Raw genomic sequence first — 25,191 nt, forward strand, 5'->3', positions numbered from 1 at the left:
TTATTAAGCCTCTTCTGGATCTTCTTTCGTTTCTACTTCATTCCTGGCATTGCGCTTCATCCACAATGCCAGGGCTTTCAGCGAGTCTGGTGTGAACTCATCGCAACGTGCGGTAATTTCTTCCGGCGTCAGCCAGCAAACCTCACTGACTTCATCTTCCTGGAGAGCGAAAGGACCGTGGGAGACACAACTGAATAACGCGCCCCAGACACGGCAATTTTTATCTTCGAAATAGAACTGCCCGTGCTCGGCAAAGGGGACTCCGGCAATGCCCAACTCTTCTTCCGCCTCGCGACGTGCGGATTCCAGCAGTTGTTCATCGGCCTGGACCACGCCACCTGCGGTCGCATCTAACATGCCGGGTAAAAAGTCTTTTGTCTCGGTACGACGCTGCACAAGAATTTTGCCCATACCATCATGTACAACGATGTAAGTTGCACGATGGCGCAGACACTGTGCCCGCATTTGTTCCCGGCTGGCTTGTGCAATGACTTCGTTCTCTTCATTGACAATATCCACCCATTCAGTACTTGCCAAACGACGCTGTTCCATTATCAGGAAACCTTCTTTTTCTGGCGCTCTTACGGCGCATTTTGAGTTGTGGGGTAAATTACGGATTAATCGCGACCTGCGCAATGATACTTTGATCATTGAGTGCGATTACGCTTAGTACGTCATCATCCAGCGTGCCATAACTCGCCGGATAGCCGCCTTTCGGAATGCTTACCGAACCGGGGTTAAAGTGGAAAATATCCCCCCGCTTTTCCGCTACTGGTAGATGGGTATGACCATACACCAGCACGTCGTTCTGGTTTAAAGCAGGCAGATTATCCGGGCCAAACAGATGGCCATGCGTCAAAAACAGACGTTGTTTTTCCAGTAACACCTGTTGCCACGGCGCGGTTATCGGGAAATGCAGTAGCATTTGGTCCACTTCGCTGTCGCAGTTGCCGCGCACGGCGATAATGTTATGCGCCATCTCATTCAGCCGTTCGGCTACTTTGGCTGGCGCATACCCTTCAGGCAGGGCGTTTCGCGGACCATGATTCAGCACGTCTCCGAGAATCACCAACCACTGGGCACCGCTTTGGGCAAATAAATCCAGAACACGTTCCGTCGCCGGTAACGACCCATGAATGTCCGATGCAAACATCAGTTTCATCACTCACTCCTCGTCGAAAAAACGTAAGCTATGATACTGGATTCTGTCGTTGCTATCAGCCAGATTGCTTTGCTGAAAGTGCAATAAAACGCTGAACTGAAGCCCGCGGCCACTGGAATGCCGCATAATCCACCAGACGTTCCGACACCTCATCACCATGTAGTACCAGACGATTAATCATTAACGCTAAATCAGTATCCGCAATACACCATTCGCCAAACAGATTCGGCTGACCATGCGCCAGTAAATGTTCTGCCATCGCGAACAGTTTCTCCGCGCTGGCTTTTCCCATTGCCGATAGTGGCGCTTTCTTCGCACCGGCAAAAACGACATCCGTAGAACGTTCTTCGCGGATGGGCATCAGATCGCTGCGTAGCCAGGCCTGAATCTGCCGTGCCCGCGCCCGGTGTTGTAAATCAAGCGGATAAATACGCTCCCAGGTCGGCGGCGCAAAACAGTCCTCCAGATATTCTGCAATGGCAGAGGATTCACTCAACTCAAAATCATCAATTTGTAACAACGGCACGCGCCGTGTCTGCCCATAACCTTGCCACGTCGGCTGCAAATGTTCACCGCTGTCGAGGTCGATGGTCTTCATATGAAAAGGCAGACCTTTTTCCTGCAACGCCACCCAGGCGGATAACACATAAGGGGAGAAAAAATGGGCATCTGACCAAAGCGTGATAGCGGGTTTACTCATTATGTCCTCAGCGATAAATGGGCTTGCTATCAAACTATAGAGCCTTTTTGTCACCGTTACGTGATGAAAACTCACACAAGTCGCCACGGTTTCTATACTTGAGATGTTCAGATTATTAGATAACCGGAGCTGCGATGATCGATCTCTATTTCGCCCCCACACCGAATGGTCACAAAATCACGTTGTTTCTCGAAGAGGCAAGGCTGGATTATCGCTTAATCAAAGTTGACCTCGGTAAAGGCAGTCAGTTTCGCCCGGAGTTTTTGCGCATTTCACCGAACAATAAAATTCCGGCAATTGTCGATCACTCCCCAATTGACGACGGCAAACCATTAAGCATATTTGAGTCGGGGGCTATTTTGTTGTATCTGGCAGAGAAAACAGGACTCTTTTTGAGCCATGAACCGCGTGAACGCGCCGCCACATTACAGTGGTTATTCTGGCAGGTTGGCGGCCTGGGGCCGATGCTCGGGCAAAATCATCATTTTAACCACGCTGCATCTGCAATGCTGTAGTTTTCTCCGCCCAACCAGGGGGAGTTTTCCAACCGCTTATTCAGTACGTGATAGAGACGTTGGGTTTCAACCTGATAACGTTCAATTGCGTAAGGAATGCTTTGTGGTATTGCCTGCTGGCCGTGGGTCAATGCCTGGGCTCGCCAGCGCATTGACCTCGCGATGTATCCGGCAGTAAAAAACTGGTATGAGCGAATCCGTTCGCGTCCTGCTACCGGGCAGGCGCTGCTAAAAGCGCAAGTAAATGATGAGATTTCGAATAGTTAACAGAGCCGGGTTCTCGTGTATTATTTAATCCTAAATAAAACAACGGAGAACCTGCAATGGCACAACCTGCCGCTATTATTCGTATAAAGAACCTTCGTTTACGTACGTTTATCGGAATTAAAGACGAAGAGATTAACAACCGTCAGGATATTGTTATCAACGTTACGATCCACTACCCCGCCGATAAAGCGCGCACCAGCGAAGATATTAACGACGCGCTGAATTATCGCACCATTACTAAAAACATCATTCAGCATGTAGAGAATAACCGTTTCTCTTTGCTGGAAAAATTAACTCAGGATGTGCTCGATATCGCACGTGAACATCACTGGGTGACGTATGCTGAAGTGGAGATCGATAAACTTCACGCGCTGCGCTACGCCGATTCGGTATCAATGACCTTGAGCTGGCAGCGTTAACCGCCATATCGGGAGGCTGCATGAATATAGTGATCACCGGAGGGACGGGATTAATTGGTCGTCATTTAATCCCTCGTTTGCTGGAGTTGGGGCATCAGGTCACGGTGGTGACGCGTACCCCGCAGAAAGCCAGCTCCGTCCTCGGCCCTCAGGTGACACTATGGCAAGGGCTTGCCGAACAACGCAATCTCAACGGCGTGGATGTGGTGGTCAACCTGGCTGGTGAACCCATTGCTGATAAACGCTGGACTCACGAGCAAAAAGATCTCCTCTGTCAAAGTCGCTGGAATATCACGCAAAAACTGGTGGATTTGATTAACGCCAGTGACTCGCCGCCGTCAGTGCTTATTTCAGGCTCGGCGGCGGGATATTATGGCGATTTAGGTGAAGTGGTGGTCACCGAAGAAGAACCGCCGCATAACGAATTTACCCATAAACTCTGTGCCCGCTGGGAAGAAATAGCTTGTCGGGCACAAAGTGACAAAACACGAGTATGCCTGCTACGAACCGGTGTGGTGCTGGCACCAGATGGCGGTATCCTCAGCAAAATGCTGCCACCGTTTCGCCTTGGTCTGGGAGGTCCGATTGGCTCCGGTCGGCAGTATCTGCCCTGGATTCATATTGATGATATGGTTAACGGTATTCTCTGGCTGCTGGATAACGATCTGCGGGGACCATTTAATATGGTTTCGCCATATCCGGTACACAATGAACAATTTGCCCACGCGCTAGGCCATGCACTGCATCGCCCGGCGATTATGCGCGTCCCTGCCGCAGCCATTCGCTTGCTGATGGGGGAATCATCGGTTCTGGTATTGGGCGGACAACGTGCGCTGCCAAAAAGGCTGGAAGAAGCGGGGTTCGCTTTTCGCTGGTACGATTTAGACGAAGCGCTGGCGGATGTTGTTCGCTGATACGCTTTGCCGCGAACATCCGCCAGGTAGCCTCGGGGTTTACTGGATCAGTGACTTTGCGCCAGAAGCTCATCTGGCGAAAGTCGGGTTACCATCAGAACTAACTCTCTGTCTAAACCTCTCTCCAGCATCTCCTGAGCAATACGCAGAGCTTCTTCATGTTTGCCCTGCATTGCGCCCTCTTCACGTAATCTGTCAGCAATAGTCATCAGTTTCTCCTTTTCTTGTGGTGCTCGTTCCGCTATCTCACCAATAAATGCACGGAAACGCTGGGCATCCCCCGTTTGTAAAACGTAATTAAACAGTGCTTGTAGCTGCCTGTCATTAGTGTTCCCTGTAACTAAAAGAGAAACTATTTGCTCCACTAACCCCAATAAGTCGCGCTGGCGAATATGTTTCTGAATTAACTCCAGCAATGCCATTTTACGGTGTTGCATAATCTCGTCATCCGGCACTACAGTAATATCTACCAACGGAAAAGCCGATGAGTAAATTTTGCGGGCAATCGCAGGTTCTGCAAATTCATCAAGCCAGCAGAGAGAATAAGGATAAGGACTTCTGCAACCATGATAAAACAGCATTGGGATCACCAAAGGAAGCTCTTTATAGCCCGCATCCAGATGGTTTTGCATCGCCGCGATGGAATAACGCATCATGCGAAAAGCCATTAATTCTTCCGCCTTACTTTGGTGTTCAATGACGACATAAATATACCCCATCCCCTCCTGTGTTTTCACTGACCACAAAACGTCGGAGTAATATTGTCGCAGGTTTTCATCAATAAAACTGTTTGGTTCCAGTTTTAACGTTGTTAAATCACACAGATTGCGCAGCGGTGCTGGAAGATGAATATCAATAAAATCTCGTGCTGTATCTGGATGGCGTAAAAAGGATTTAAATACCGCATCATGCGGCGTGGAAGTGGTCGATATTGTCATGGCGTTCCGTCATCCATCAAATTTAAGAGGACGAGACAATAACTACCCTTTATAACCAATGCAGTAGGCAGTTTTTATATTTGGACAACGAATTCAGAAGTATTTTAAGTGGGCTGAAATATATACATTTCAATGGAAGCTAACTCGCAAATTAGCCTTGAAAATACTCCGGCAGCATTAGCCGCCGGAGAGGCAATTATTTCAGTGATCCTTTAAGGAACTGTTGCAGACGCGGGCTTTGCGGGTTGCCAAATAACTGTTCCGGCGTCCCCTCTTCTTCTATTTTCCCCTGATGGAGAAAAATGACGTGGGTAGAGACATGGCGAGCAAAGCCCATTTCATGAGTCACCACCACCATGGTTTTCCCCTCTTCCGCCAGTTGCTGCATAATGCGCAGAACTTCGCCTACCAGCTCTGGATCGAGCGCTGAGGTAGGTTCATCAAACAGCAAAACTTCCGGTTCCATTGCCAGCGCCCGTGCAATGGAAACACGCTGTTGCTGACCACCGGAAAGATGCACCGGGTATTTCCCCTGCGCACGTTCGTCTATGCCAACTTTCGCCAGATATTTCACTGCCCGCTCGCGTGCTTCCTGCTTGCTCAGCCCCAACACCTGAATCGGCGCTTCCATGACGTTTTCCAGCACCGTCATATGGCTCCAGAGATTGAAGTGCTGAAACACCATCGTCAGGCGCGTGCGCAGTAAACGTAGCTGATTTTTATCGGCAACTTTGAGTTGGCCGTCTTTATCGCGCACCAGATTGATGTTCTGCCCGTTAACCACGATCTCGCCTTCGCTCGGTTTTTCGAGGAAGTTAATACAGCGCAGAAAGGTACTTTTCCCTGATCCCGACGATCCGATGATACTGATCACATCCCCGGCGTTCGCTTGCAGTGAAACGCCTTTCAGCACTTCGTGTTCGCCGTAGCGTTTGTGCAAATCGATAACGTTTAATTTATTCTCGGACATCGTATTCTCAGTGCGTTGAAGAAGGTTTCACATGCTGCAACCAGCGTTTTTCCGCTTTGCGAAAGAGACTGATCAGGACATAAGAGATGATTAAATAGAGCACCGCGGCAATGCCAAAGGCAGTAAAAGGTTGATACGTGGCGGCGTTGATATCGCGGGCAATTTTCAGCAGATCCGGCACCGTGGCAGTAAACGCCAGCGCAGTAGAGTGCAGCATCAGAATCACTTCGTTGCTGTAGGCCGGTAATGCAATACGCAGTGCCGACGGCAAAATAATGCAGCGATACATTTTAAAGGTTGAGAAACCATAGGCTCTGGCAGCTTCAATTTCCCCATGCGGCACCGACCGGATCGCCCCGGCAAAAATCTCAGTGGTGTAAGCACAGGTGTTGAGCGTCAATGCCAGCACGGTACAGTTCAGGCCACTGCGGAAAAAGGCGTTAAGGAACTCGGTGCCTTTAACAATCTCCAGCGTGTACATGCCGGAATAGAACACCAGCAACTGAACATACAGCGGCGTACCGCGAAAAATATAAGTAAATAACCAGATGGGAAACTGAATGTATTTATTACTTGAGACGCGCCCAATCGCCAGAAACAGCGCCAGAATCCCACCAATCACCACCGACAGAATCAGCAACCAGAGAGTGATCGCCACACCGGTAAAGCGATAACCGTCAGTCCACAGCAGCGGTTTCCAGTATTCATGTAAGATTTCGATCACAGGTCAGCCCTCTTCACACCCACGGAGTAGCGACGCTCAAGGAACAGCAGCACACCATTGGAAACGGTGGTAAAAACCAGATAAATCACGCCACAGACGATGGCGAAATAGAATGGTTCCCAGGTACTTTTGCCTGCCAGTTGAGTGGCTTTCACCACATCTTCCAGTCCGAGTAACGAAACGAGAGCCGTTGATTTAAGAATGACCTGCCAGTTGTTGCCAATCCCCGGTAGGGCGTAACGCATCATCGCCGGGAACATAATCCTCCGAAACACTTGCCCACGGGTAAAGCCGAATGCTGTTGCCGCCTCAATATGCCCTTTCGGCACCGCCATAAACGCGCCGCGGAACGTTTCGGTGAAGTAAGCGCCGTAGATAAACCCCAGGGTTATAATACCGGCGACCATCGGGTCGATATCAACCTGTCCGACGCCCATCGCCTCCGTCACCGTGTTTAGCGCAATCTGCAAACCGTAGAATATCAGCAGCATTAACACTAAATCCGGCACACCGCGTATCAGCGTGGTATAGCCTTCGAAAATCAGTCCCGATAACCGATTTTGCGAAAGCTTACCGCCAGCGCCAATAAGACCGATAATTACAGCGAGCACTACAGAGCTGATAGCCAGCTCCAGCGTGACGAGCGCCCCCTGTAAAATTACACCTGAAAACCCATACAACATGCTGCCTGTCCTGTTGTGTGTGGTGAATTTACCGCCTCTTATCTCCCTCCGGTGCCTCGAAGGGAGCGGGCTTTCTTTCACCGATGGCGATTAGCCACCATAAACATCAAAATCGAAGTACTTTTTCGCTAATTTCTCGTAAGTACCGTCAGCGCGCATTTCAGCAAAGGCTTTGTTCAGTGCCTCGCGCAGTTCGTTATCTTCTTTACGCAGCCCCATGCCGGTGCCTACGCCAAACAGTTTTTCATCTTTAACAGACGGACCACCGAATTTGTAATCTTTACCGACTGGCTGTTTGAGGAAACCTTCACTGGCGGCAACTTCATCCTGGAACGCGGCATCAATACGTCCGGCAGTCAGGTCTGAGTAAATATTGTCCTGCCCCTGATAAGAGACGATTTCAATGCCTTTGGGAGCCCAGTGTTCGTTACCAAATGTCTCCTGGGTGGTGCCCTGCAATACCCCTACCCGCTTGCCTTTCAGCGATTCTACTGTCGGCTGGATGTCAGAATTTTTCGCCACCACCAGACGAGAATCGGCAGCATACAGTTTGTCGGTGAAGGCAATTTCCTGCTGACGTTTTTCCGTGATGGAAAGTGATGACATGATGGCGTCAATCTTCTTCGCTTTTAATGACGGAATTAACGCATCCAGCGGATTCTCAACAAAGGTACATTGCGTATTGATGCGTTTGCACAACTCCTTCGCCAGATCAATATCAAAGCCAACCAGTTCGCCTTGTGAATTTTTTGATTCAAATGGTGCATAGGTTGGATCGGTGCCGATACGGATATTTTGCGGAATAGCAGCAAACGCAGCGGTTGCGCTGGAGAAGGCCAGAACCAGAGAGAGCGATAGCACCAGTTTTTTCATAATGTCCTCAACTGACAGTCTTTTTATAGGGAATATTTACAGGTTTGTTACAGTTATCGTGCCATAAAATTGACCAACAAGGCAAAATATCCAGGCCAGTTAGTCGTATTATTTTTCATTAAAATTGCTTAAGTATGCATTTTAATGCACCACGATAGTGCAACAAACCTGGAATGCACCATGATGATTCCCCATCAGGCGCTACTTCCCTGCGACGTATCAGCCACCATAGACATTAAAGTCGAAATACTTTTTCGCCATCTTGTCGTAAGTGCCATCCTGACGCAGTTCGCCAAGCGCCTTATCAAAGGCGGCTTTCAGTTCGGCATCATCTTTACGTAGCCCTACACCTGTACCATCACCGAAGTATTTTTTGTCTTTCACTGATGAACCAGCAAAGGCGAACTCTTTACCGGCGGGTTGCTTGAGGAAACCTTCGCTGGCAGCGACTTCATCCTGCAGAGCGGCATCCAGACGACCTGCATCCAGATCGGAATAGACCAAATCCTGGTTAGCATAGGCCACCACATCGACGCCTTTACTGCGCCAGTTATCATTGGCGTACGCTTCCTGGGTGGAGCCTTGCAGCACACCGACATGTTTACCTTTCAGCGAATCCAGCGTTGGTTGGATCGGTGAACCTTTAGCTGCAATCAAACGAGAATCCGCGGCATACAGCTTGTCGGAGAAGGCAATCTCCTGCTGACGTTTATCAGTAATAGAGAGCGATGAAATAATGGCATCGATTTTTTTCGCTTTCAGTGACGGGATCAGCGCATCAAAGTCACTGGCAACCCAGGTACATTTAACCTGCATGCGTTTGCACATCTCGTTACCCAGATCGATATCAAAGCCAACAAAGTCACCTTTGGCATCTTTCGATGAGAACGGCGCATAGGTGGTATCCGTTCCGATACGTACCGTCTCCGGCAGTGCCGCAGAGCTGGAAGCTGCTGCGGACAGACCGACTAACAAAGACAGAGCAAGAATCGACTTCTTCATACATAACCCTCAAGTGAAATGGCTTTTTTATGTTGTGTATTGTGTTGTGTGTTTGCAGGCTCGTTCATGCAGGTCTTATGCCATCTTGACAACAGCTCAAACATCCAACGTTAAATATGTTAATAAGACGTTGCATTATTGTCCTAAAGTTGAAGATAGCAGGTATGCCGGTTGAATCGCAGCGTTTCGATTCAATGGCAGGAACAAAATGTCGAGGATTTGATCACGGTTGCAAAATTGCCCCGAAACAGGGCAACAGCAAAGTTATGCGCCCTGCCAGCGGGCAAAGAGATCTTCGGGAAGGGTTATCGTAAACTGATCAAGTACACGGTTAACCGTTTGATTTATCACATCATCAAGCGATTGCGGACGATGATAAAACGCCGGAACGGGAGGCATAATTACCGCACCAATTTCCGCAGCCTGAGTCATTAAACGCAAGTGTCCTAAGTGCAGCGGCGTTTCACGCACGCAGAGCACCAGTGGGCGACGCTCTTTCAGTACCACATCTGCTGCTCGGGTCAGTAAACCATCGGTATAGCTATGGACAATGCCGGAAAGGGTTTTGATTGAACAGGGTAAAATCACCATCCCCAACGTCTGGAAAGACCCGGAAGAGATGCTGGCGGCAATATCGCGCGCATCATGGGTGACATCGGCTAATGCCTGAACTTCGCGCAGGGAAAAATCCGTTTCGAGGGATAAAGTCTGGCGCGCTGCCTGGCTCATCACCAGATGCGTTTCAACATCTGCGACATCACGCAGAACCTGTAATAAACGTACGCCATAAATCGCGCCGCTGGCACCGCTGATGCCTACAATGAGTCGTTTCATAGATAATTGCCCTGTCAGACTTGCAGGCAGACTTTGCAGGATTTCGGCGGGAGTTGCAAGTCAGGGTGCCAGACCGGCACCCTGAACGAAGGTATTATCCTTCGTTATGCATTTCCAGGTTTTCAACTTCGTTCTGACGTTGCACTGCTTTAGCGTCGTCATTACGTAAAGTATCGAGGAAATCGAGGTAGCCTTGATCAACGTCTTTGGTGACATAGACGCCATTAAACACCGAGCATTCGAACTGCTGAATATCCGGATTTTCAGCGCGAACGGCTTCGATCAGATCGTTTAGATCCTGGAAGATAAGCCCATCAGCACCGATGATCTGGCGGATTTCATCCACTTCACGACCGTGTGCGATCAGTTCCGTGGCGCTCGGCATATCAATACCATAAACGTTCGGGAAACGAATTTCCGGCGCGGCAGAGGCGAGATACACTTTCTTCGCTCCGGCTTCACGCGCCATCTCGATAATCTGCTCAGAGGTGGTGCCGCGGACGATGGAGTCATCGACCAGCAGAACGTTTTTATCGCGGAACTCAGCGCGGTTGGCGTTCAGTTTACGACGAACAGACTTACGGCGCAGTTGCTGGCCCGGCATGATAAAGGTACGGCCAACGTAGCGGTTTTTCACGAAGCCCTGGCGGTACGGTTTACCCAGAATGCGAGCGATTTCCAGTGCGATATCGCAGGAGGTTTCCGGAATCGGGATCACCACGTCAATATCCAGATCTTCCCATTCACGGGCAATTTTTTCGCCAAGCTTGGTGCCCATATTAACGCGGGCGCTATAAACGGAAATTTTGTCGATGAACGAATCCGGGCGGGCAAAGTAAACATACTCGAACAGGCACGGATTGCTGACCGGATTGTCGGCACACTGACGGGTAAACAACTGCCCTTCTTCAGTGATGTAAATCGCTTCGCCCGGTGCGACGTCACGCAGGAACTCAAAGCCCAGGGTATCGAGCGCAACGCTTTCAGAGGCAACCATATATTCTGTGCGATTGTCATCAACATCGCGTTTTCCCAACACCAGCGGACGAATGCCGTTAGGATCGCGGAAAGCAACCATACCGTGGCCGATAATCATCGCCACACAGGCATATGCGCCACGGATCAGACGGTTAGTGGCGGCAATGGCGGCGAAAATGTTATCGGCTTCCAGCGGATAGTGGCGGAAGTTATCCAGTTCGCTGGCGAAGATATTAAGCAAAATTTCCGAGTCAGAAGTGGTGTTGATGTGGCGGCGTTTTTCTTCAAACAACTTTTTACGCAACTCGTGAGCGTTAGTCAGATTGCCGTTATGGGCAAGCGTGATGCCATATGGAGAGTTAACGTAAAATGGCTGCGCTTCAGAAGCGCTGGAGCTGCCAGCCGTAGGGTAACGCACATGACCAATGCCCATATTGCCCTGCAAACGCTGCATGTGGCGAGCTTCAAATATATCGCTCACCAGACCGTTCGCTTTACGCAAACGAAAGCAGTTATTGGCATCAATGGTGATGATGCCTGCGGCATCCTGACCGCGATGCTGAAGCACCGTTAAGGCATCATAAATCGACTGGTTAACCGGCATAACACCGGCGATACCGACAATACCGCACATACGTCTTTTTCCTCGTTAAGCCACATCTCAGAGCACTTACGCTCTGGGCAAGAAACTTGACGAGCTTTGCAGATAATCAAAAAACCATCTGATGATAAAACTGAACTGTGGGATCAGCTGTGATTTGCTCCAGTCTTCGCTTTTCGACACTCCGGTAAAGGAGTCGAGAAAGAAAAGAATAGCGGCAACAATCAATACGCCGCGCAACGCACCGAAACAGACGCCCAGCACCCGATCGGTGCCTGACAACCCCGTTTTCTCCACCAACTGACCTATCACGAAGTTCACGATAGCGCCAACGATAAGCGTAGCGATAAACAGTACCGCGATGGCAATCCCATTTCGAACCAGTTCGTCTTCAAAGCCCGTAAACCAGGCTGACAGGTAAGTGTAGTAATGACTGGCGACAAAGAACGCACAACCCCATGTCACCAGCGATAATGCTTCACGAACAAAGCCGCGGATCAGGCTAACCAGAGAAGAAAAAGCAATCACCGCGATTATGGCGTAATCAATCCAGACCATATGTGTCCCACGATTTTACGCCCTGTCATCCTGTTCGGGGCGCATTCTAACAGAAAAAGAAAACGTTTGCGTAGGGATTTCCTTCCCGCGCATCAATAAAAATGGCGCTGAAAAAATATTCAACGCCATCGACTTTTTGTGCCTTTGCGGCACCGGCTATACGTGTCGGATGCGGCGTGAACGCCTTATCCGACCTGGGGTTATGCTCCCGCGTAGACCTGATAAGACGCGTTAGCGTCGCATCAGGCAAACCGTATTAATTCGGCGTATAGCCCATCACCACGCCGCTCAAGCCAGAAAGCTGCCTCAACTCACCCAGCGAACCTTTCAGCTTCTCTTTAGAAGCATCCGGCCCAACCAGAATGCGGGTGATTTTACCCTGCACTGGCGTCGACGGCGACGTATAAACGCGATATCCCGCGCCACGCAGCTTAGCAACAATCTCATTCACTTTATCGGCATTTTTCAGCGCGCCCAGTTGCACTACATACGCTTTACCCGTCGGTGCTGCTTTTTCTTCGACGGCAGGTTTTGGTTCTGGCTTCGGCGCTGGTGGCGTTTCCACCTTCGGCTTCGGCGGTTCCACAGGTTTCGGCTTCGGTGGAGCAACCGGTGCAGGTTCCGGTTCAAACACGGTATTGTTGGCCGCAATGGTTGTCGGATCGAGCGAAGGCGCTGCGGCATCGCCTGCCCGCACCTCTTCTGCCGCGCCTTCTGGCGGCTGTGTCGGCAATGCCTGGGTGGCGGCAGGCATCATATCAGGCTCATCGCGATCGCCTGGTTTTGGCACCAGAGGGATCGCTGCAAACTCATCCTGATAATGTTTTTTCTGCCCATCGAGCAGCCCTGGAAGCACAATCACCCCCAGCGCCACCAGCACTATTGTGCCAACTAACCGATTCTGAAACTTACTCGCCACCGCTTCTCCTCGCGTCAATCACTTCCATGACATGTGCGACCGTATGGAATGAACCACACACCAGCACGGTATCTTCCGGTTTAGCGTCTGCCATCGCGGCATCCCATGCCTGCGCAACGCTGTCAAATGGTTTGCCATTACCCAGATGTTCCAGCAGTTGCTCTGCTGTAGCACCGCGTGGCCCTTCCAGTGGCGCACAATACCAGTCATCAACTACGCTTTTCAACCAGGCCAGAGTTCCGGCAATATCTTTATCATGTAGCATACCGATAACCGCCAGCACGCGCCCGCTTTTCGGTAACGCTTGCATACGTCCGGTGAGATATTCTGCCGCATGTGGATTATGGGCGACATCAAAAATGACGCGTGGCAACTCACTCACAATCTGGAAACGTCCCGGTAAAATTGCACTGGCAATGCCCTCGCGAATTGCCTGTTCACTGACCTCCAGGCCGCTGGCGCGAAGTGCTGCCAGCGCCGTTGCGGCATTTGGTTGTGGGACAAGCGGCAACGGCAGGTTTTCTAGCGTACCGTGAGCATCGGTAAACGACCAGTCATGGTCTGTGACAGAATAATTCCACTCAACACCGCGACGTTGCAGCAATGCACCTTTTTCCTGCGCCACATCGGCAATGGTGTACGGCATTTCCGGTTCACCGACAATCGCCGGTTTTTCACTGCGGAAGATCCCCGCTTTCTCGCGACCAATGCTTTCGCGATCTGGCCCCAGCCAGTCGGTATGATCAAGCGCAATGCTGGTCACTACCGCGACATCAGCATCAACAATATTGGTGGCATCCAGACGACCGCCCAGCCCGACTTCCAGAATCACCACGTCAAGTTGTGCCTGTTTGAACAGCCACAACGCCGACAGCGTACCGTATTCGAAATAGGTCAGAGAAATATCACCGCGTGCCGATTCAATCTCAGCAAAAGAGGCAGTATGGGCCGATTCCGGTAATTCCTGACCCTGCGCACGAACGCGCTCGGTATAACGCACCAGATGCGGCGAACTGTAGACCCCCACTTTGTACCCTGCCGCCATCAGAATCGACTCCAGCGTGCGACAGGTTGTGCCTTTGCCATTAGTACCCGCGACAGTAAACACAAACGGTGCTGGTTTCAGAACGCCGAGACGCGCTGCCACCTGGCTTACGCGCTCAAGGCCGAGATCGATAGTCTTACTGTGCAGGTTTTCCAGATAAGAAAGCCACGAAGCCAAAGGCGACGCGGCTTGAGGTGTGCGTTTGATAATCATGGTATCCGCTGATTCATTACGGGGATAATAGCAAAAGGGCAGAGCCAGCGGCCCTGCCCTTATCAGTTATCAGGCCTCTGGTTCCTGATCCGGTGCTGGTGGCACCACTTCGCCTTCGCGTGGCGCTTCAGGATTCGGCGCTGGCAGATTCATCAGCTTCGCCAGGATGCTCGCCAGTTTCAGGCGCATTTCCGGGCGGCGGACAATCATGTCGATCGCGCCTTTCTCGATCAGGAACTCACTGCGCTGGAATCCCGGCGGCAGTTTTTCGCGAACGGTCTGTTCAATAACACGCGGACCAGCAAAACCGATTAACGCTTTCGGTTCAGCAATGTTGAGATCGCCCAGCATTGCGAAACTCGCAGAAACACCGCCCATGGTTGGGTCAGTCAGCACGGAGATGTACGGCAGACCGCGCTCCTGCATTTTCGCCAGCGCCGCAGAGGTTTTCGCCATCTGCATCAGCGACATTAGCGCTTCCTGCATACGTGCGCCACCGGAAGCGGAGAAGCAGATCAGCGGGCAGTTGTCTTCCAGCGCCTGCTCAACGGCACGCACGAAACGTGCACCCACCACAGATCCCATTGAACCGCCCATAAAGGCAAATTCGAATGCCGCAGCAACGACCGGCATTCCATACAAGGTGCCTTTCATTACTACCAGCGCGTCTTTTTCGCCGGTTTCTTTCTGTGCAGATGCCAGACGGTCTTTATACTTTTTGGAGTCACGGAACTTCAGCACATCTTTCGGCTCAAGCTCGCTACCCAGCTCCACAAGGCTTCCTTCATCCAACAGGCTATGCAGGCGATTACGCGCCGTCATACGCATGTGATGGTCACACTTCGGACAGACCTCAAGATTACGTTCCAGCTCAGCACGGTATAAAACCTGACCGCAGCTATCACACTTAGTCCACACGCCTTCAGGAATGCTCGCCTTGCGGGTGGGAGTAATGTTGCTTTTAATTCGTTCAATCCAGCTCATTAGGGACCTTTCTGTCTGAACCTGGTTCGATGCCAGCTTTATCTTTGGGGACGCATAATGCCATTTTTGCCCCCAACAGACCATGAATGTTGCACATTAAAACATAACAGCCCGAAACTTTGGATAAAAAAGTGGTCGAACCGCGGAGTTACTTTTTATTTTGCGGCGCGTGCCGCAGCGCGTTTGTGACGGATAATTTCGATGACGCCCGGCAGAATGGAAACCACAATAATCCCGACGATCAGCAGCTTAAGGTTATCCTGAACCATTGGGATTGTACCGAAGAAATAGCCTGCGTAGGTAAAAAGTAGAACCCACAACAGCGCGCCGATCACGTTATAAGCGGCGAAATGACGGTATGACATGTGGCCCATCCCCGCAACGAACGGGGCGAACGTTCTGACGATTGGCACAAAACGGGCGAGAATAATGGTTTTGCCGCCATGTTTCTCATAAAACTGATGGGTTTTGTCGAGATAACTGCGACGGAAAATTTTCGAGTTCGGATTGCTGAATAATTTCTCACCGAACAACCGCCCAATAGTGTAGTTAACGGCATCGCCAACAATCGCGGCAACCAGCATCAGTACTACCATCATATGGACATTGAGATCGTTAGTTCCCAGCGAGGCCAGCGCCCCGGCAACAAACAGCAGCGAATCTCCCGGCAGAAACGGTGTCACTACCAAACCAGTTTCACAGAACAAAATCACAAACAAAATGGCATAAACCCAGACGCCATACTGCGCGACCAGTTCCGCCAAATGCACGTCAATGTGCAGGATAAAATCGATGAGGAAATAAATCAGGTCCATATTTGCCTATGCCTTGTACGACTAAAATTAGTCCGCCAGAAAGAGCGGGCCCATTGGCGGCTTTGGAAGATCGAATCTGTCCGGGTAATCCACCGCGACCAGATACAACCCTTCCGCTTTCGCCGTTGCTGCCGCCAGCGTCCTGTCCTTAGCCGCCAACAGCTCTGCTATCCAGCTCTCCGGCTGGTTGTGGGCACCCACTTCCATCAGGCTGCCGACAATATTCCTCACCATATGATGTACAAAGGCATTCGCTTTGATATCTACCACCACATAGGGACCGTGACGCGTGACGTTGATATGCATAACGTTACGCCACGGCGTTCGGGACTGACACTGCACCGCGCGGAACGAGGTGAAATCATTCTCGCCCAACAGGCATTGTGCCGCCCGATGCATCCGTTCGGCATCCAGCGGTTCGTAAAAGTGGGTAACACCTTTACTCAGTACCGCCGGACGCAGTCGATGATTGTAGATGATGTAGCGATAACGGCGAGCCGTAGCGCTAAATCGGGCGTGAAAATCATCGGGTACAGCTTTAACCCAACGCACGGCGATGTCACCAGGTAAATTCGCATTTACGCCTAACGTCCACGCAGCGTCTTTGCGTAACGCGGTGGTTTCAAAATGCACTACCTGCCCGGTGCCGTGTACCCCTGCGTCGGTTCGCCCGGCACAGAACACGGTGATGGGTTCGTTCGCTACCTGCGAGAGCGCCTTTTCCAGCTTTTCCTGCACACTGCGGACTTCATTCTGCCGTTGCCAGCCGTAATATCTGCTGCCGTCGTACTCAATACCCAGCGCAATTTTATAAACTGGCGGTTGTTGCTGGTCGGACATTAGTACAGGTACTCCTGCACCAGTTTTTCAGCGATCTTCACCGCCATCAGTGCCCCCCCAAAACGGACGTTGTCGGCCACCGACCAGAACTGGATTTGCTCTGGCATACCATAGTCATTACGAACACAGCCGACAGAAAGATGCGGAGAACCAGACGCATCGCCCACCTGCGTTGGGAATTCATTCTCTTCAGAAAGCACAATATCTTCGCTTTGGGAAAACGCATCACGCGCTTCTTCTGCCGCCAGCGGACGTAATGCTTCGAAGTTGACCATCTGAGCATGACCGTAAAATACCGGTGCCTGAACGACACTAGCCGAAATCATCAGCCCTTCGTCCTGCATAATTTTGCGCACTTCATCGACAATACGGCGCTCTTCGCGTACGTTACCTTCGCGATCCGGTAGCAAGGGCAGCATATTAAACGCCAACTGACGACCAAAGAAATCATCTTCATCAATCGGAATACCGTTGAGCAATTTCGCGCTCTGCCCGGCTAATGCATCCACCGCTTTTTTGCCCTGAGCGGAGGCAGAAATCAGGCTGGTAGCGCTGATGCGCGACAAACCGCCCTGATCGATTAACGGTTTCAGTGCAGCCAGTAACTGGCTGGTCAGGCTATCAGGAACAGCAATAACGTTACGGTTACGGTAGTCCGCCAGTACAAACGGATTCACGTCCGGCACCACCAGCGGAACATCAGGTTCGAGAGCAAACAGGCCGCTGCTATCAATGACCAGACATCCCGCGTTAGTGGCTTCTTCAACCCAGGCGGCGGTAGCTTCTTTACCTGCAACAAAAAACGCCAGTTGCGCCTGCGTCCAGTCAAAATCGGCAGCATCCTGCACGGTGATTGTCTTACCACCAAAACGCAGATGTTCACCTGCGCTTTCGTTACGTGCCAGTGCATAAATTTCCCCAACCGGGAACTGACGTTCAGCCAGCGTTTCAATCAGGGCTTCGCCCACAGCGCCAGTTGCGCCCAGGACAGCAATGTTCCAGCCTTCAGACATGGTGGTTTACTCCAGAAATAGCAAAACTCCCTGCCGATATTACAGCAGAGAGCATGAAGAAGAGATTAACGTGCCGGATGATGAACGGCGTTAAAACCCAATTTACACAGTAATGCCGCCGCGCTGGCGTCATCGCAAATCACATACAGAGACGACCATTCACGGCGTTCAAGGTAATTTTTGCGCAGTTTATCGAACTCACCCGGTATCCCGGCGACTTTACGCAGCGGTGCGTCATCGCGGCGCACATCATACACCAAATGCACCAGCCTTTTTAGCGTTGGCTGATCGAGCGAGCCATGCAGCGTAATACGGCCAAATTCTGGTGTTGGCAATAAGGTATCCAGCGCGATGTGCTGTTCATGACCAATAAACTTGCTATAAGCCTCAAACACTTGCGTGGTGCCACGCGCTTTACCTTCGAGGGTATAGCCCGCGATATGCGGCGTGCCGATATCCACTTTTTGCAGCAGCTCGACGTTGAGTTCTGGCTCGCCCTCCCAGACGTCCAGCACCACGCTTAACTTCTGGCCTTCATTCAGACAGGTCAGCAGTGCGGTATTATCGACGACTGCGCCACGGCAAGCGTTAATCAGAATCGTCCCCGGCTTCAGGCTGCGGATCAGTTTTTCATCCGCCAGATGCCGCGTTTTGTACGGACCATCTTTAAAGAGTGGTGTATGGAACGTCAGAATATCCGCGTGCTGAACCAGCTCATCAAGAGAACGGAAATCTCCCTCATCCCCACGATCGGCGCGTGGCGGATCGCAAAGCAAGGTTTTAATTCCCAACGCCTCCAGCCGCGCCTGTAATCGACGACCAACGTTACCAACTCCCACGATCCCCACGGTACGGTCATGCAGTGAAAATCCATCGCGTTCGGCAAGCATTAGCAACGACGAGAAAACATATTCCACTACCGCAATCGCATTGCAGCCAGGTGCGGCAGAAAAACCGATCCCTGCCTGCTGCAACCATGCCTCATCAACATGGTCGGTCCCCGCAGTGGCGGTGCCAACAAATTTTACTGATTTCCCCGTCAGCAGCGACGCGTTCACTTTCGTGACCGAACGCACCATCAACGCATCCGCGCCATCCAGTTCTGCGACTGGAATTGGACGCCCCGGAACCGCTTTCACCTCACCCAAACGGCTAAATAATTCGCGGGCATAAGGCATATTTTCATCAACAAGGATTTTCACGTTTGTGCTACCTGTATGAGAACGAGAGTTAACCGGACAAGTGTGCCATAATCTCGCGGCCAGGCATACTTGCGATGATTTCAGGTATAAGGATACGTAATGATACAACCTCTTTCAGGCCCTCCTCCTGCGCAACCACCAGGTCAGGGGGATAACCTGTCGTCTGGCGCAGGCAATCAGCCTTTATCCAGCTTGCAACGTACCGCGTTGGAAAGTTTGATGATCAAAGTGACTTCGCTGACGCAACAGCAGAGCGCAGAGTTGTGGGCCAATATAAAGCACGACATCGGTCTGCCGGGTGATTCACCTTTGCTTTCACGCCATTTCCCGGCAGCAGAACAAAACCTTGCGCAACGTTTGCTGTCTGCGCAAAAAAGTTATTCTGTCCGCCAACTTTTGGCCCAATTGGGGGAGTATTTACGTCTGGGAAATAATCGTCAGGCCGTCACGGATTATATCCGGCATAACTTTGGTCAGACGCCGCTAAATCAACTCTCACCAGAGCAATTAAAAACCGTCCTGACGCTACTACAGGAAGGGAAGATGGTTATCCCGCAGCCGCAACAGCGCCAGGCGACCGACCGACCTTTATTACCAGCGGAACACAATACGCTCAAGCAACTGGTCACCAAACTCGCGGCGGCAACAGGGGAACCCAGCAAACAGATTTGGCAATCGATGCTGGAACTTTCAGGGGTGAAAGATGGCGAGTTGATTCCGGCGAAACTGTTTAACCATCTGGTCACCTGGTTACAGGCTCGTCAGGCGTTAAGTCAGCAACACACTCCGACGCTGGAGTCACTCCAGATGGCGCTAAAGCAGCCACTGGATGCAAGCGAGTTGACGGTATTATCGACGTATGTTGAGCAAAAGTATGGGCTTTCAACACAATCAGCCCTGACGTCTGCACAGGCCGAAGATATCCTTAACCAGCTCTATCAGCGGCGGGTGAAAGGCATTGAACCGCGTGATATTCAACCGCTGCTCAATCCCTTTACCCCATTAATTGACACGATGAAAGAAATGTCAATGCGCCCCAGCCTGTGGATATTATTCGTCGTCATCATTGTGATGTTGATCTGGCTAGTGGGTTAACCCCGGCGAAACGACAGTATCGTCACAATAATCCCCAGCACCGCCGATATCGCCCCGGCAAGAAATACCGAAGAGTAGCCAAACGAGGTCGCCAGAACACCCGCCAGCGGCCCGGAAACACCGAGGGCGATATCCTGAAACGCGGCATAGCCACCGAGCGCTGTGCCGCGCACCTGGGAAGGAACGCGTTTAACCACTTCCACACCCAGGGCCGGGAATATAAGCGAACACCCAGCCCCGGTTAACGCCGCGCCCGCTAATGCGACCCACGCTCCCGGTGCCTGCCAGAGCATCAACAAGCCGGCCGTTTCTACCAACAGAGAGACTATCGCCACTTTTACGCCACCAAAACGGTCTGGCATCCAGCCAAACATTACGCGCATTACGACAAATGCGCCGCCAAAGGCGGTGAGCGTAAAGCCCGCCATCGCCCATCCTTTGCTGGCAAAGTAAAGCGAAACGAAGGTCCCGATAACCGCAAAGCCCACGCCCTGAAGCGCCAGGCCCAGCCCAGGCTTCCAGATAAGACCGACGACACTCCACAGCGAGGGGCGTTCTCCCGCCAGAGCTGGTACTTTGCGCACCGTGCCATTGCAGGCCCACGCCAGCAACGGCAGTATCATTGTCGTAAGTGCCAGGACGGCAAAACCGTAATGACTATGGATCAGTAAGCCAAGCGGTGCGCCGACAGCCAGTGCGCCGTAAATCGCCATCCCATTCCACGACATCACTTTTCCGGAGTGTTTTGGCCCGACGATGCCTAATCCCCAGGTCAGAGCACCAGTCAGCAACTGACTTTCACCAAAGCCAAGGATCAAACGCCCGACGACCAGCAGGGCAAATTTAATCGGCGCAGAAACGGGTAAAAGCGCAGCCAGCAATAAAGCACCACCGGCCAGGCCACAGGATAACATGCCCTGAAGTGCTGAACGTTTTGCCCCATATTGATCGGCCAGCCGTCCGGCATAACCTCGTGTTAATACCGTGGCCAGAAACTGAATGCCAACGGCAATTCCGACCATGGTGTTGCCATAGCCTAGCTCATGATGGACAAAAAGTGGGATCACCGGCAAAGGTAACCCTACGGTCATGTAGGTCAAAAAAACCGCAAAAGCGATGCGAAAAAGCGAAAAATTGGCAGAAGATCGTGTTTCTGTTTGGCTTACAGCAGTCATGCATTACTCCAGAATGCAGCGCAAGGCGAAGAATTTCCCCGTCTTATCTCTCTGGTTTTCAGGGTTACAGTGCGTTGGAAGGGTTTAACGCGTACGTATTTTCAGCAGGAAATCGACAAAGCAAGAAGTTTGCCTGGAACAAACAGCGATTGTCAATGATGTGAAAAAGGGAACCATCAGGCTCCCTTTTGCGTTACTGCCGAATGCGGAGCTGGCGCGTAATGTCGGATGCGACGCTTACGCGTCTTATCCGAGCTGCTCCAACCGACTCCGACATGTCGCAGAATTAATCTTTCAGCTTACGCATTACCAGCGTGGCGTTGGTGCCGCCGAAGCCGAAGCTGTTAGACATAACGGTGGTCAGCTCGCGATCGGTCGTTTCGGTTACGATGTTCAGTCCCGCAGCCTGCTCGTCCAGCTCTTCAATGTTAATGCTTGGGGCGATAAAGCCGTGTTCCAGCATCAGCAGAGAGTAGATTGCTTCCTGCACACCCGCAGCGCCCAGTGAGTGACCGGTCATCGCTTTAGTTGCAGAAATCGCCGGGCTATTATCACCGAACACTTCCCGGATAGCTGCCAACTCTTTCACATCGCCAACCGGAGTCGAAGTACCGTGAGAGTTCAGGTAGTCGATTGGGGTATCAACGCCGTGCATCGCCATCTTCATGCAGCGAACCGCGCCCTCGCCAGACGGAGCAACCATGTCTGCGCCATCAGACGTTGCGCCGTAGCCAACGATTTCAGCGTAGATGTGAGCACCACGAGCCAGCGCGTGTTCCAGCTCTTCAACCACCACCATACCGCCGCCGCCAGCGATAACGAAACCATCGCGGTGAGCGTCATAAGTACGGGAGGCTTTTTCCGGGGTGTCATTGTATTTGGTAGACAGCGCGCCCATCGCGTCAAATTCGCACGCCATTTCCCAGCACAACTCTTCGCCACCACCAGCAAACACGATGTCTTGTTTGCCCAGTTGGATCTGCTCGACTGCGTTACCGATACAGTGTGCGGAAGTCGCACAAGCGGAGCTGATGGAGTAGTTAACACCGTGGATTTTAAACGGTGTGGCGAGGCAGGCAGAAACGCCAGATGCCATCGCTTTGGTGACCACATACGGGCCAACCGCTTTCAGGCCACGCGGGCCGCGCATTGCGTCAGCACCGAACACCTGGAAACGCGGGGAACCGCCGCCAGAACCTGCAATCAGGCCAACGCGCGGGTTATTCTGGTAAGCTTCCGGGGAGAGGCCAGCATCTGCGATTGCCTGCTCCATAGAAAGGAATGCATAGATGGATGCGTCGCTCATAAAGCGCACAACTTTGCGGTCAATGAGGCCAGTGGTATCCAGTTTTACGTTGCCCCAGACGTGGCTACGCATGCCGGAATCCTTCAGCTCCTGAGAGAAAGTGATCCCTGAACGTCCTTCACGCAGAGATGCCAGGACTTCCTGCTGGTTATTACCGATGCTGGAAACAATGCCCAGGCCAGTAATCACTGCACGTTTCATTCAATACCTCTGTAAGTCGCACATAGAGTAAGTTTCGAATGCACAATAGCGTACACTTGTACGCCGAACAAGTCCGATCAGACAATTTATAGAGAAATTTGCGCAGCCTGACACACATCGCTAAGATCGAGCCACCGCCTGTAAGACGAGTAACTTACGTGAAACACTACGCTATACAACCTGCCAACCTCGAATTTAATGCTGAGGGTACACCTGTTTCCCGAGATTTTGACGATGTCTATTTTTCCAACGATAACGGACTGGAAGAGACGCGTTATGTTTTTCTGGGGGGTAACCAATTAGAGGCACGTTTTCCCACACATCCACATCCTCTGTTTGTGGTAGCAGAGAGCGGCTTCGGCACCGGATTAAACTTCCTGACGCTATGGCAGGCATTTGATCAGTTTCGCGAAGCGCATCCACAGGCACAATTGCAGCGATTGCACTTCATTAGTTTTGAGAAATTTCCCCTCACCCAGGCTGATTTATCGTTAGCACATCAACACTGGCCAGAACTGGCACCGTGGGCGAAACAGCTTCAGGCGCAGTGGCCTTTACCCTTGCCCGGTTGTCATCGTTTATTGCTCGATGAAGGCCGCGTAACGCTGGATTTATGGTTTGGCGATATTAACGAACTCACCAGCCAACTGGACAATTCACTAAATCAAAAAGTGGATGCCTGGTTTCTGGACGGCTTTGCGCCAGCGAAAAACCCGGATATGTGGACGCAAAATATGTTTAACGCCATGGCGCGTCTGGCACGTCCTGGCTGCACGCTGGCAACCTTCACGTCTGCCGGTTTTGTCCGCCGGGGCTTGCAGGAAGCCGGATTCACGATGCAAAAGCGTAAGGGTTTTGGGCGGAAACGGGAGATGCTTTGCGGCGTGATGGAACAGACATTATCACTGCCCTCTTCCGCACCGTGGTTTAATCGCACAGGTAGCAACAAACGGGAAGTGGCGATTATTGGCGGCGGTATCGCCAGCGCGTTGTTGTCACTGGCGCTGTTGCGGCGCGGCTGGCAGGTAACGCTTTACTGCGCGGATAACGCTCCCGCGCTTGGTGCTTCTGGTAATCGTCAGGGAGCGCTGTATCCGTTATTAAGCAAACACGATGAGGCGCTGAACCGCTTTTTCTCTAATGCATTTACTTTTGCCCGTCGGCTTTACGGTCAATTACCCGTTAAATTTAATCATGACTGGTGCGGCGTAACGCAGCTAGCCTGGGATGAGAAAAGCCAGCACAAAATCGCGCAGATGTTATCGATGGATTTACCCGCAGATCTGGCGATGGCGGTCAACGCAAATGAGGTTGAAAACATTACAGGTGTTGCGACAAATTGTGGCGGTATTACTTATCCGCAAGGCGGCTGGCTATGTCCGGCAGAACTTACCCGTAATGTACTGGAACAGGCGGAACAGCAAGGTTTGCAGATTCGTTATCAACATCAGTTGCAGGATTTATTGCGTAAGGATGACGGGTGGCAACTGACATTTGCAGATCATCAGCAGGTGATGCATAGCGTGGTGGTACTGGCGAACGGGCATCAAATCAGCCGATTCAGCCAGACGTCACCTCTACCGGTGTATTCGGTTGCCGGACAGGTCAGTCATATTCCGACAACGCCGGAACTGGCGAAACTGAAGCAGGTGCTGTGCTATGACGGTTATCTCACACCACAAAATCCGGCGAATCAGCACCATTGTATTGGTGCCAGTTATCACCGCGGTAGTGAAGATACGACCTACAGTGAGGACGATCAGCAGCAGAATCGCCAACGGTTGATTGATTGCTTCCCACAGGCGCAGTGGACGAAAGAAGTTGATGTCAGTGATAAAGAGGCTCGTTGTGGTGTACGTTGTGCCACGCGCGATCATCTGCCCATGGTGGGAAATGTCCCCGATTATGACGCCACGCTCGCGGAATATACCTCGCTGGCGGAACAGAAAGATGAAGCGGTAAGCGCACCAGTCTATGACGATCTCTTTATGCTTGCTGCTTTGGGTTCGCGCGGTTTGTGCTCTGCCCCGCTGTGCGCCGAGATTCTGGCGGCACAGATGAGTGAAGAACCTGTTCCGATGGATGCCAGTACGCTGGCGGCATTAAATCCAAATCGGTTATGGGTACGGAAGTTATTGAAGGGTAAAGCGGTTAAGGTAGGGTAATCTGCTTTGGCATTGTTTGCCGGATGCGGCGTGAACGCCTTATCCGACCTACGTGTGACCTGTAGGCCTGATAAGACGCG

General features: G+C 51.6%; 26 protein-coding genes and 2 pseudogenes. 6 read left to right on the top strand and 22 right to left on the bottom strand.

What is annotated here, in order from left to right:
- Positions 1 to 3: 3 nt before the first annotated feature.
- From yfcD to yfcF, 3 genes are read right to left on the bottom strand one after another with little or no spacing between them, the layout of a single operon-like run.
- A complete protein-coding gene (gene yfcD, locus A31E_RS11000; protein ID WP_000437936.1) occupies positions 4 to 552 on the bottom strand; it encodes an NUDIX hydrolase YfcD in 549 nt (182 codons plus the stop codon).
- 58 nt (positions 553 to 610) lie between these two features.
- The gene (yfcE, locus tag A31E_RS10995) at positions 611 to 1,162 is read right to left on the bottom strand and encodes a phosphodiesterase (RefSeq protein ID WP_001516787.1); all 552 of its coding nucleotides are present in this window, start codon (positions 1,160 to 1,162) and stop codon (positions 611 to 613) included.
- A 55-nt stretch (positions 1,163 to 1,217) separates the two neighbouring features.
- Entirely contained in the window at positions 1,218 to 1,862 is a 645-nt protein-coding gene (yfcF, locus tag A31E_RS10990) for a glutathione transferase (RefSeq protein ID WP_016249011.1), read from the bottom strand.
- 134 nt (positions 1,863 to 1,996) lie between these two features.
- Between yfcF and A31E_RS25345 the strand changes: the two are divergent.
- A pseudogene (locus A31E_RS25345) lies at positions 1,997 to 2,365 on the top strand (glutathione S-transferase N-terminal domain-containing protein); the annotation flags it as partial.
- Here A31E_RS25345 and A31E_RS25350 read toward each other — a convergent pair.
- A complete protein-coding gene (locus tag A31E_RS25350) occupies positions 2,344 to 2,529 on the bottom strand; it encodes a glutathione S-transferase family protein (RefSeq protein ID WP_016249013.1) in 186 nt (61 codons plus the stop codon). The pseudogene A31E_RS25345 and the gene A31E_RS25350 sit on opposite strands and share 22 nt — an antisense overlap.
- Here A31E_RS25350 and A31E_RS26795 point away from each other — a divergent pair.
- The 3 genes and pseudogenes from A31E_RS26795 to A31E_RS10980 form a co-directional block, all read left to right on the top strand.
- Positions 2,483 to 2,644 (top strand): annotated as a pseudogene (locus A31E_RS26795) (thiol:disulfide oxidoreductase); the annotation flags it as partial. The gene A31E_RS25350 and the pseudogene A31E_RS26795 overlap by 47 nt on opposite strands.
- 56 nt (positions 2,645 to 2,700) lie before the next feature.
- Positions 2,701 to 3,063, top strand: coding sequence for a dihydroneopterin triphosphate 2'-epimerase (folX, locus tag A31E_RS10985; protein WP_016249014.1), 363 nt, complete (start codon positions 2,701 to 2,703; stop codon positions 3,061 to 3,063).
- Positions 3,064 to 3,083: 20 nt separating this feature from the next.
- The gene (locus A31E_RS10980; protein WP_016249015.1) at positions 3,084 to 3,977 is read left to right on the top strand and encodes a TIGR01777 family oxidoreductase; all 894 of its coding nucleotides are present in this window, start codon (positions 3,084 to 3,086) and stop codon (positions 3,975 to 3,977) included.
- A gap of 47 nt (positions 3,978 to 4,024) precedes the next feature.
- Here the strand turns inward: A31E_RS10980 and rpnB are convergent, their stop codons facing one another.
- The 16 genes from rpnB to pdxB all read right to left on the bottom strand — a co-directional run bounded on the left by rpnB (position 4,025) and on the right by pdxB (position 19,169).
- Positions 4,025 to 4,915 (bottom strand): recombination-promoting nuclease RpnB, encoded by an 891-nt coding sequence (rpnB, locus tag A31E_RS10975; RefSeq protein WP_016249016.1) that lies wholly within the window; start codon positions 4,913 to 4,915, stop codon positions 4,025 to 4,027.
- Positions 4,916 to 5,111: 196 nt separating this feature from the next.
- Positions 5,112 to 5,885, bottom strand: coding sequence for a histidine ABC transporter ATP-binding protein HisP (gene hisP, locus A31E_RS10970; RefSeq protein ID WP_016249017.1), 774 nt, complete (start codon positions 5,883 to 5,885; stop codon positions 5,112 to 5,114).
- 7 nt (positions 5,886 to 5,892) lie between these two features.
- Positions 5,893 to 6,609 carry an ABC transporter permease gene (locus A31E_RS10965; protein ID WP_016249018.1) on the bottom strand — a complete coding sequence of 239 codons (717 nt, stop codon included), beginning with the start codon at positions 6,607 to 6,609 and terminating at the stop codon, positions 5,893 to 5,895.
- Positions 6,606 to 7,292 (bottom strand): histidine ABC transporter permease HisQ, encoded by a 687-nt coding sequence (gene hisQ / locus A31E_RS10960; protein ID WP_016249019.1) that lies wholly within the window; start codon positions 7,290 to 7,292, stop codon positions 6,606 to 6,608. The genes A31E_RS10965 and hisQ overlap by 4 nt, the downstream gene beginning before the upstream one ends.
- Before the next feature lie 90 nt (positions 7,293 to 7,382).
- On the bottom strand, positions 7,383 to 8,165 hold the full coding sequence (gene hisJ, locus A31E_RS10955; protein ID WP_000737621.1) for a histidine ABC transporter substrate-binding protein HisJ: 783 nt from the start codon (positions 8,163 to 8,165) through the stop codon (positions 7,383 to 7,385).
- A 219-nt stretch (positions 8,166 to 8,384) separates the two neighbouring features.
- Complete coding sequence (argT, locus tag A31E_RS10950; protein WP_000748242.1) at positions 8,385 to 9,167, bottom strand: lysine/arginine/ornithine ABC transporter substrate-binding protein ArgT; 783 nt, start codon at positions 9,165 to 9,167, stop codon at positions 8,385 to 8,387.
- A gap of 264 nt (positions 9,168 to 9,431) precedes the next feature.
- Positions 9,432 to 10,001 carry a flavin prenyltransferase UbiX gene (gene ubiX, locus A31E_RS10945; RefSeq protein ID WP_000825693.1) on the bottom strand — a complete coding sequence of 190 codons (570 nt, stop codon included), beginning with the start codon at positions 9,999 to 10,001 and terminating at the stop codon, positions 9,432 to 9,434.
- Between the two features lie 94 nt (positions 10,002 to 10,095).
- The gene (gene purF / locus A31E_RS10940; RefSeq protein WP_000334207.1) at positions 10,096 to 11,613 is read right to left on the bottom strand and encodes an amidophosphoribosyltransferase; all 1,518 of its coding nucleotides are present in this window, start codon (positions 11,611 to 11,613) and stop codon (positions 10,096 to 10,098) included.
- Positions 11,614 to 11,649: 36 nt separating this feature from the next.
- Positions 11,650 to 12,138: a colicin V production protein gene (cvpA, locus tag A31E_RS10935; protein WP_000262105.1), complete on the bottom strand. Its 489-nt coding sequence runs from the start codon at positions 12,136 to 12,138 to the stop codon at positions 11,650 to 11,652.
- A 256-nt stretch (positions 12,139 to 12,394) separates the two neighbouring features.
- Complete coding sequence (gene dedD, locus A31E_RS10930) at positions 12,395 to 13,057, bottom strand: cell division protein DedD (RefSeq protein ID WP_016249020.1); 663 nt, start codon at positions 13,055 to 13,057, stop codon at positions 12,395 to 12,397.
- The gene (gene folC, locus A31E_RS10925; RefSeq protein ID WP_016249021.1) at positions 13,047 to 14,315 is read right to left on the bottom strand and encodes a bifunctional tetrahydrofolate synthase/dihydrofolate synthase; all 1,269 of its coding nucleotides are present in this window, start codon (positions 14,313 to 14,315) and stop codon (positions 13,047 to 13,049) included. Before folC ends, dedD begins: the two co-directional genes overlap by 11 nt.
- 69 nt (positions 14,316 to 14,384) lie before the next feature.
- Positions 14,385 to 15,299 carry an acetyl-CoA carboxylase, carboxyltransferase subunit beta gene (accD, locus tag A31E_RS10920; RefSeq protein ID WP_000118402.1) on the bottom strand — a complete coding sequence of 305 codons (915 nt, stop codon included), beginning with the start codon at positions 15,297 to 15,299 and terminating at the stop codon, positions 14,385 to 14,387.
- 155 nt (positions 15,300 to 15,454) lie between these two features.
- The gene (locus tag A31E_RS10915) at positions 15,455 to 16,114 is read right to left on the bottom strand and encodes a DedA family protein (RefSeq protein ID WP_000364342.1); all 660 of its coding nucleotides are present in this window, start codon (positions 16,112 to 16,114) and stop codon (positions 15,455 to 15,457) included.
- Positions 16,115 to 16,141: 27 nt separating this feature from the next.
- Entirely contained in the window at positions 16,142 to 16,954 is an 813-nt protein-coding gene (gene truA, locus A31E_RS10910) for a tRNA pseudouridine(38-40) synthase TruA (RefSeq protein ID WP_001283594.1), read from the bottom strand.
- Positions 16,954 to 17,967, bottom strand: a complete 1,014-nt coding sequence (locus tag A31E_RS10905; RefSeq protein WP_016249022.1) for an aspartate-semialdehyde dehydrogenase — start codon at positions 17,965 to 17,967, stop codon at positions 16,954 to 16,956. Before A31E_RS10905 ends, truA begins: the two co-directional genes overlap by 1 nt.
- Before the next feature lie 65 nt (positions 17,968 to 18,032).
- The gene (pdxB, locus tag A31E_RS10900; RefSeq protein WP_016249023.1) at positions 18,033 to 19,169 is read right to left on the bottom strand and encodes a 4-phosphoerythronate dehydrogenase PdxB; all 1,137 of its coding nucleotides are present in this window, start codon (positions 19,167 to 19,169) and stop codon (positions 18,033 to 18,035) included.
- 99 nt (positions 19,170 to 19,268) lie between these two features.
- Here pdxB and flk point away from each other — a divergent pair, with 99 nt between their 5' ends.
- Positions 19,269 to 20,264 carry a flagella biosynthesis regulator Flk gene (gene flk / locus A31E_RS10895; RefSeq protein ID WP_000615850.1) on the top strand — a complete coding sequence of 332 codons (996 nt, stop codon included), beginning with the start codon at positions 19,269 to 19,271 and terminating at the stop codon, positions 20,262 to 20,264.
- Here flk and A31E_RS10890 read toward each other — a convergent pair.
- On the bottom strand, positions 20,261 to 21,439 hold the full coding sequence (locus A31E_RS10890) for an MFS transporter (RefSeq protein ID WP_000127795.1): 1,179 nt from the start codon (positions 21,437 to 21,439) through the stop codon (positions 20,261 to 20,263). The two genes, flk and A31E_RS10890, sit on opposite strands and share 4 nt — an antisense overlap.
- Positions 21,440 to 21,725: 286 nt before the next feature.
- Positions 21,726 to 22,946 carry a beta-ketoacyl-ACP synthase I gene (fabB, locus tag A31E_RS10885; protein ID WP_000817180.1) on the bottom strand — a complete coding sequence of 407 codons (1,221 nt, stop codon included), beginning with the start codon at positions 22,944 to 22,946 and terminating at the stop codon, positions 21,726 to 21,728.
- A 158-nt stretch (positions 22,947 to 23,104) separates the two neighbouring features.
- On the opposite strand from fabB, the gene mnmC reads away from it, so the two are divergent.
- On the top strand, positions 23,105 to 25,111 hold the full coding sequence (mnmC, locus tag A31E_RS10880; protein ID WP_016249024.1) for a bifunctional tRNA (5-methylaminomethyl-2-thiouridine)(34)-methyltransferase MnmC2/FAD-dependent 5-carboxymethylaminomethyl-2-thiouridine(34) oxidoreductase MnmC1: 2,007 nt from the start codon (positions 23,105 to 23,107) through the stop codon (positions 25,109 to 25,111).
- Positions 25,112 to 25,191 lie beyond the last annotated feature (80 nt).

Origin of the sequence: Escherichia sp. KTE159 (assembly GCF_000408805.1) — a bacterium.
In the GTDB taxonomy this organism is placed as follows: domain Bacteria; phylum Pseudomonadota; class Gammaproteobacteria; order Enterobacterales; family Enterobacteriaceae; genus Escherichia; species Escherichia marmotae.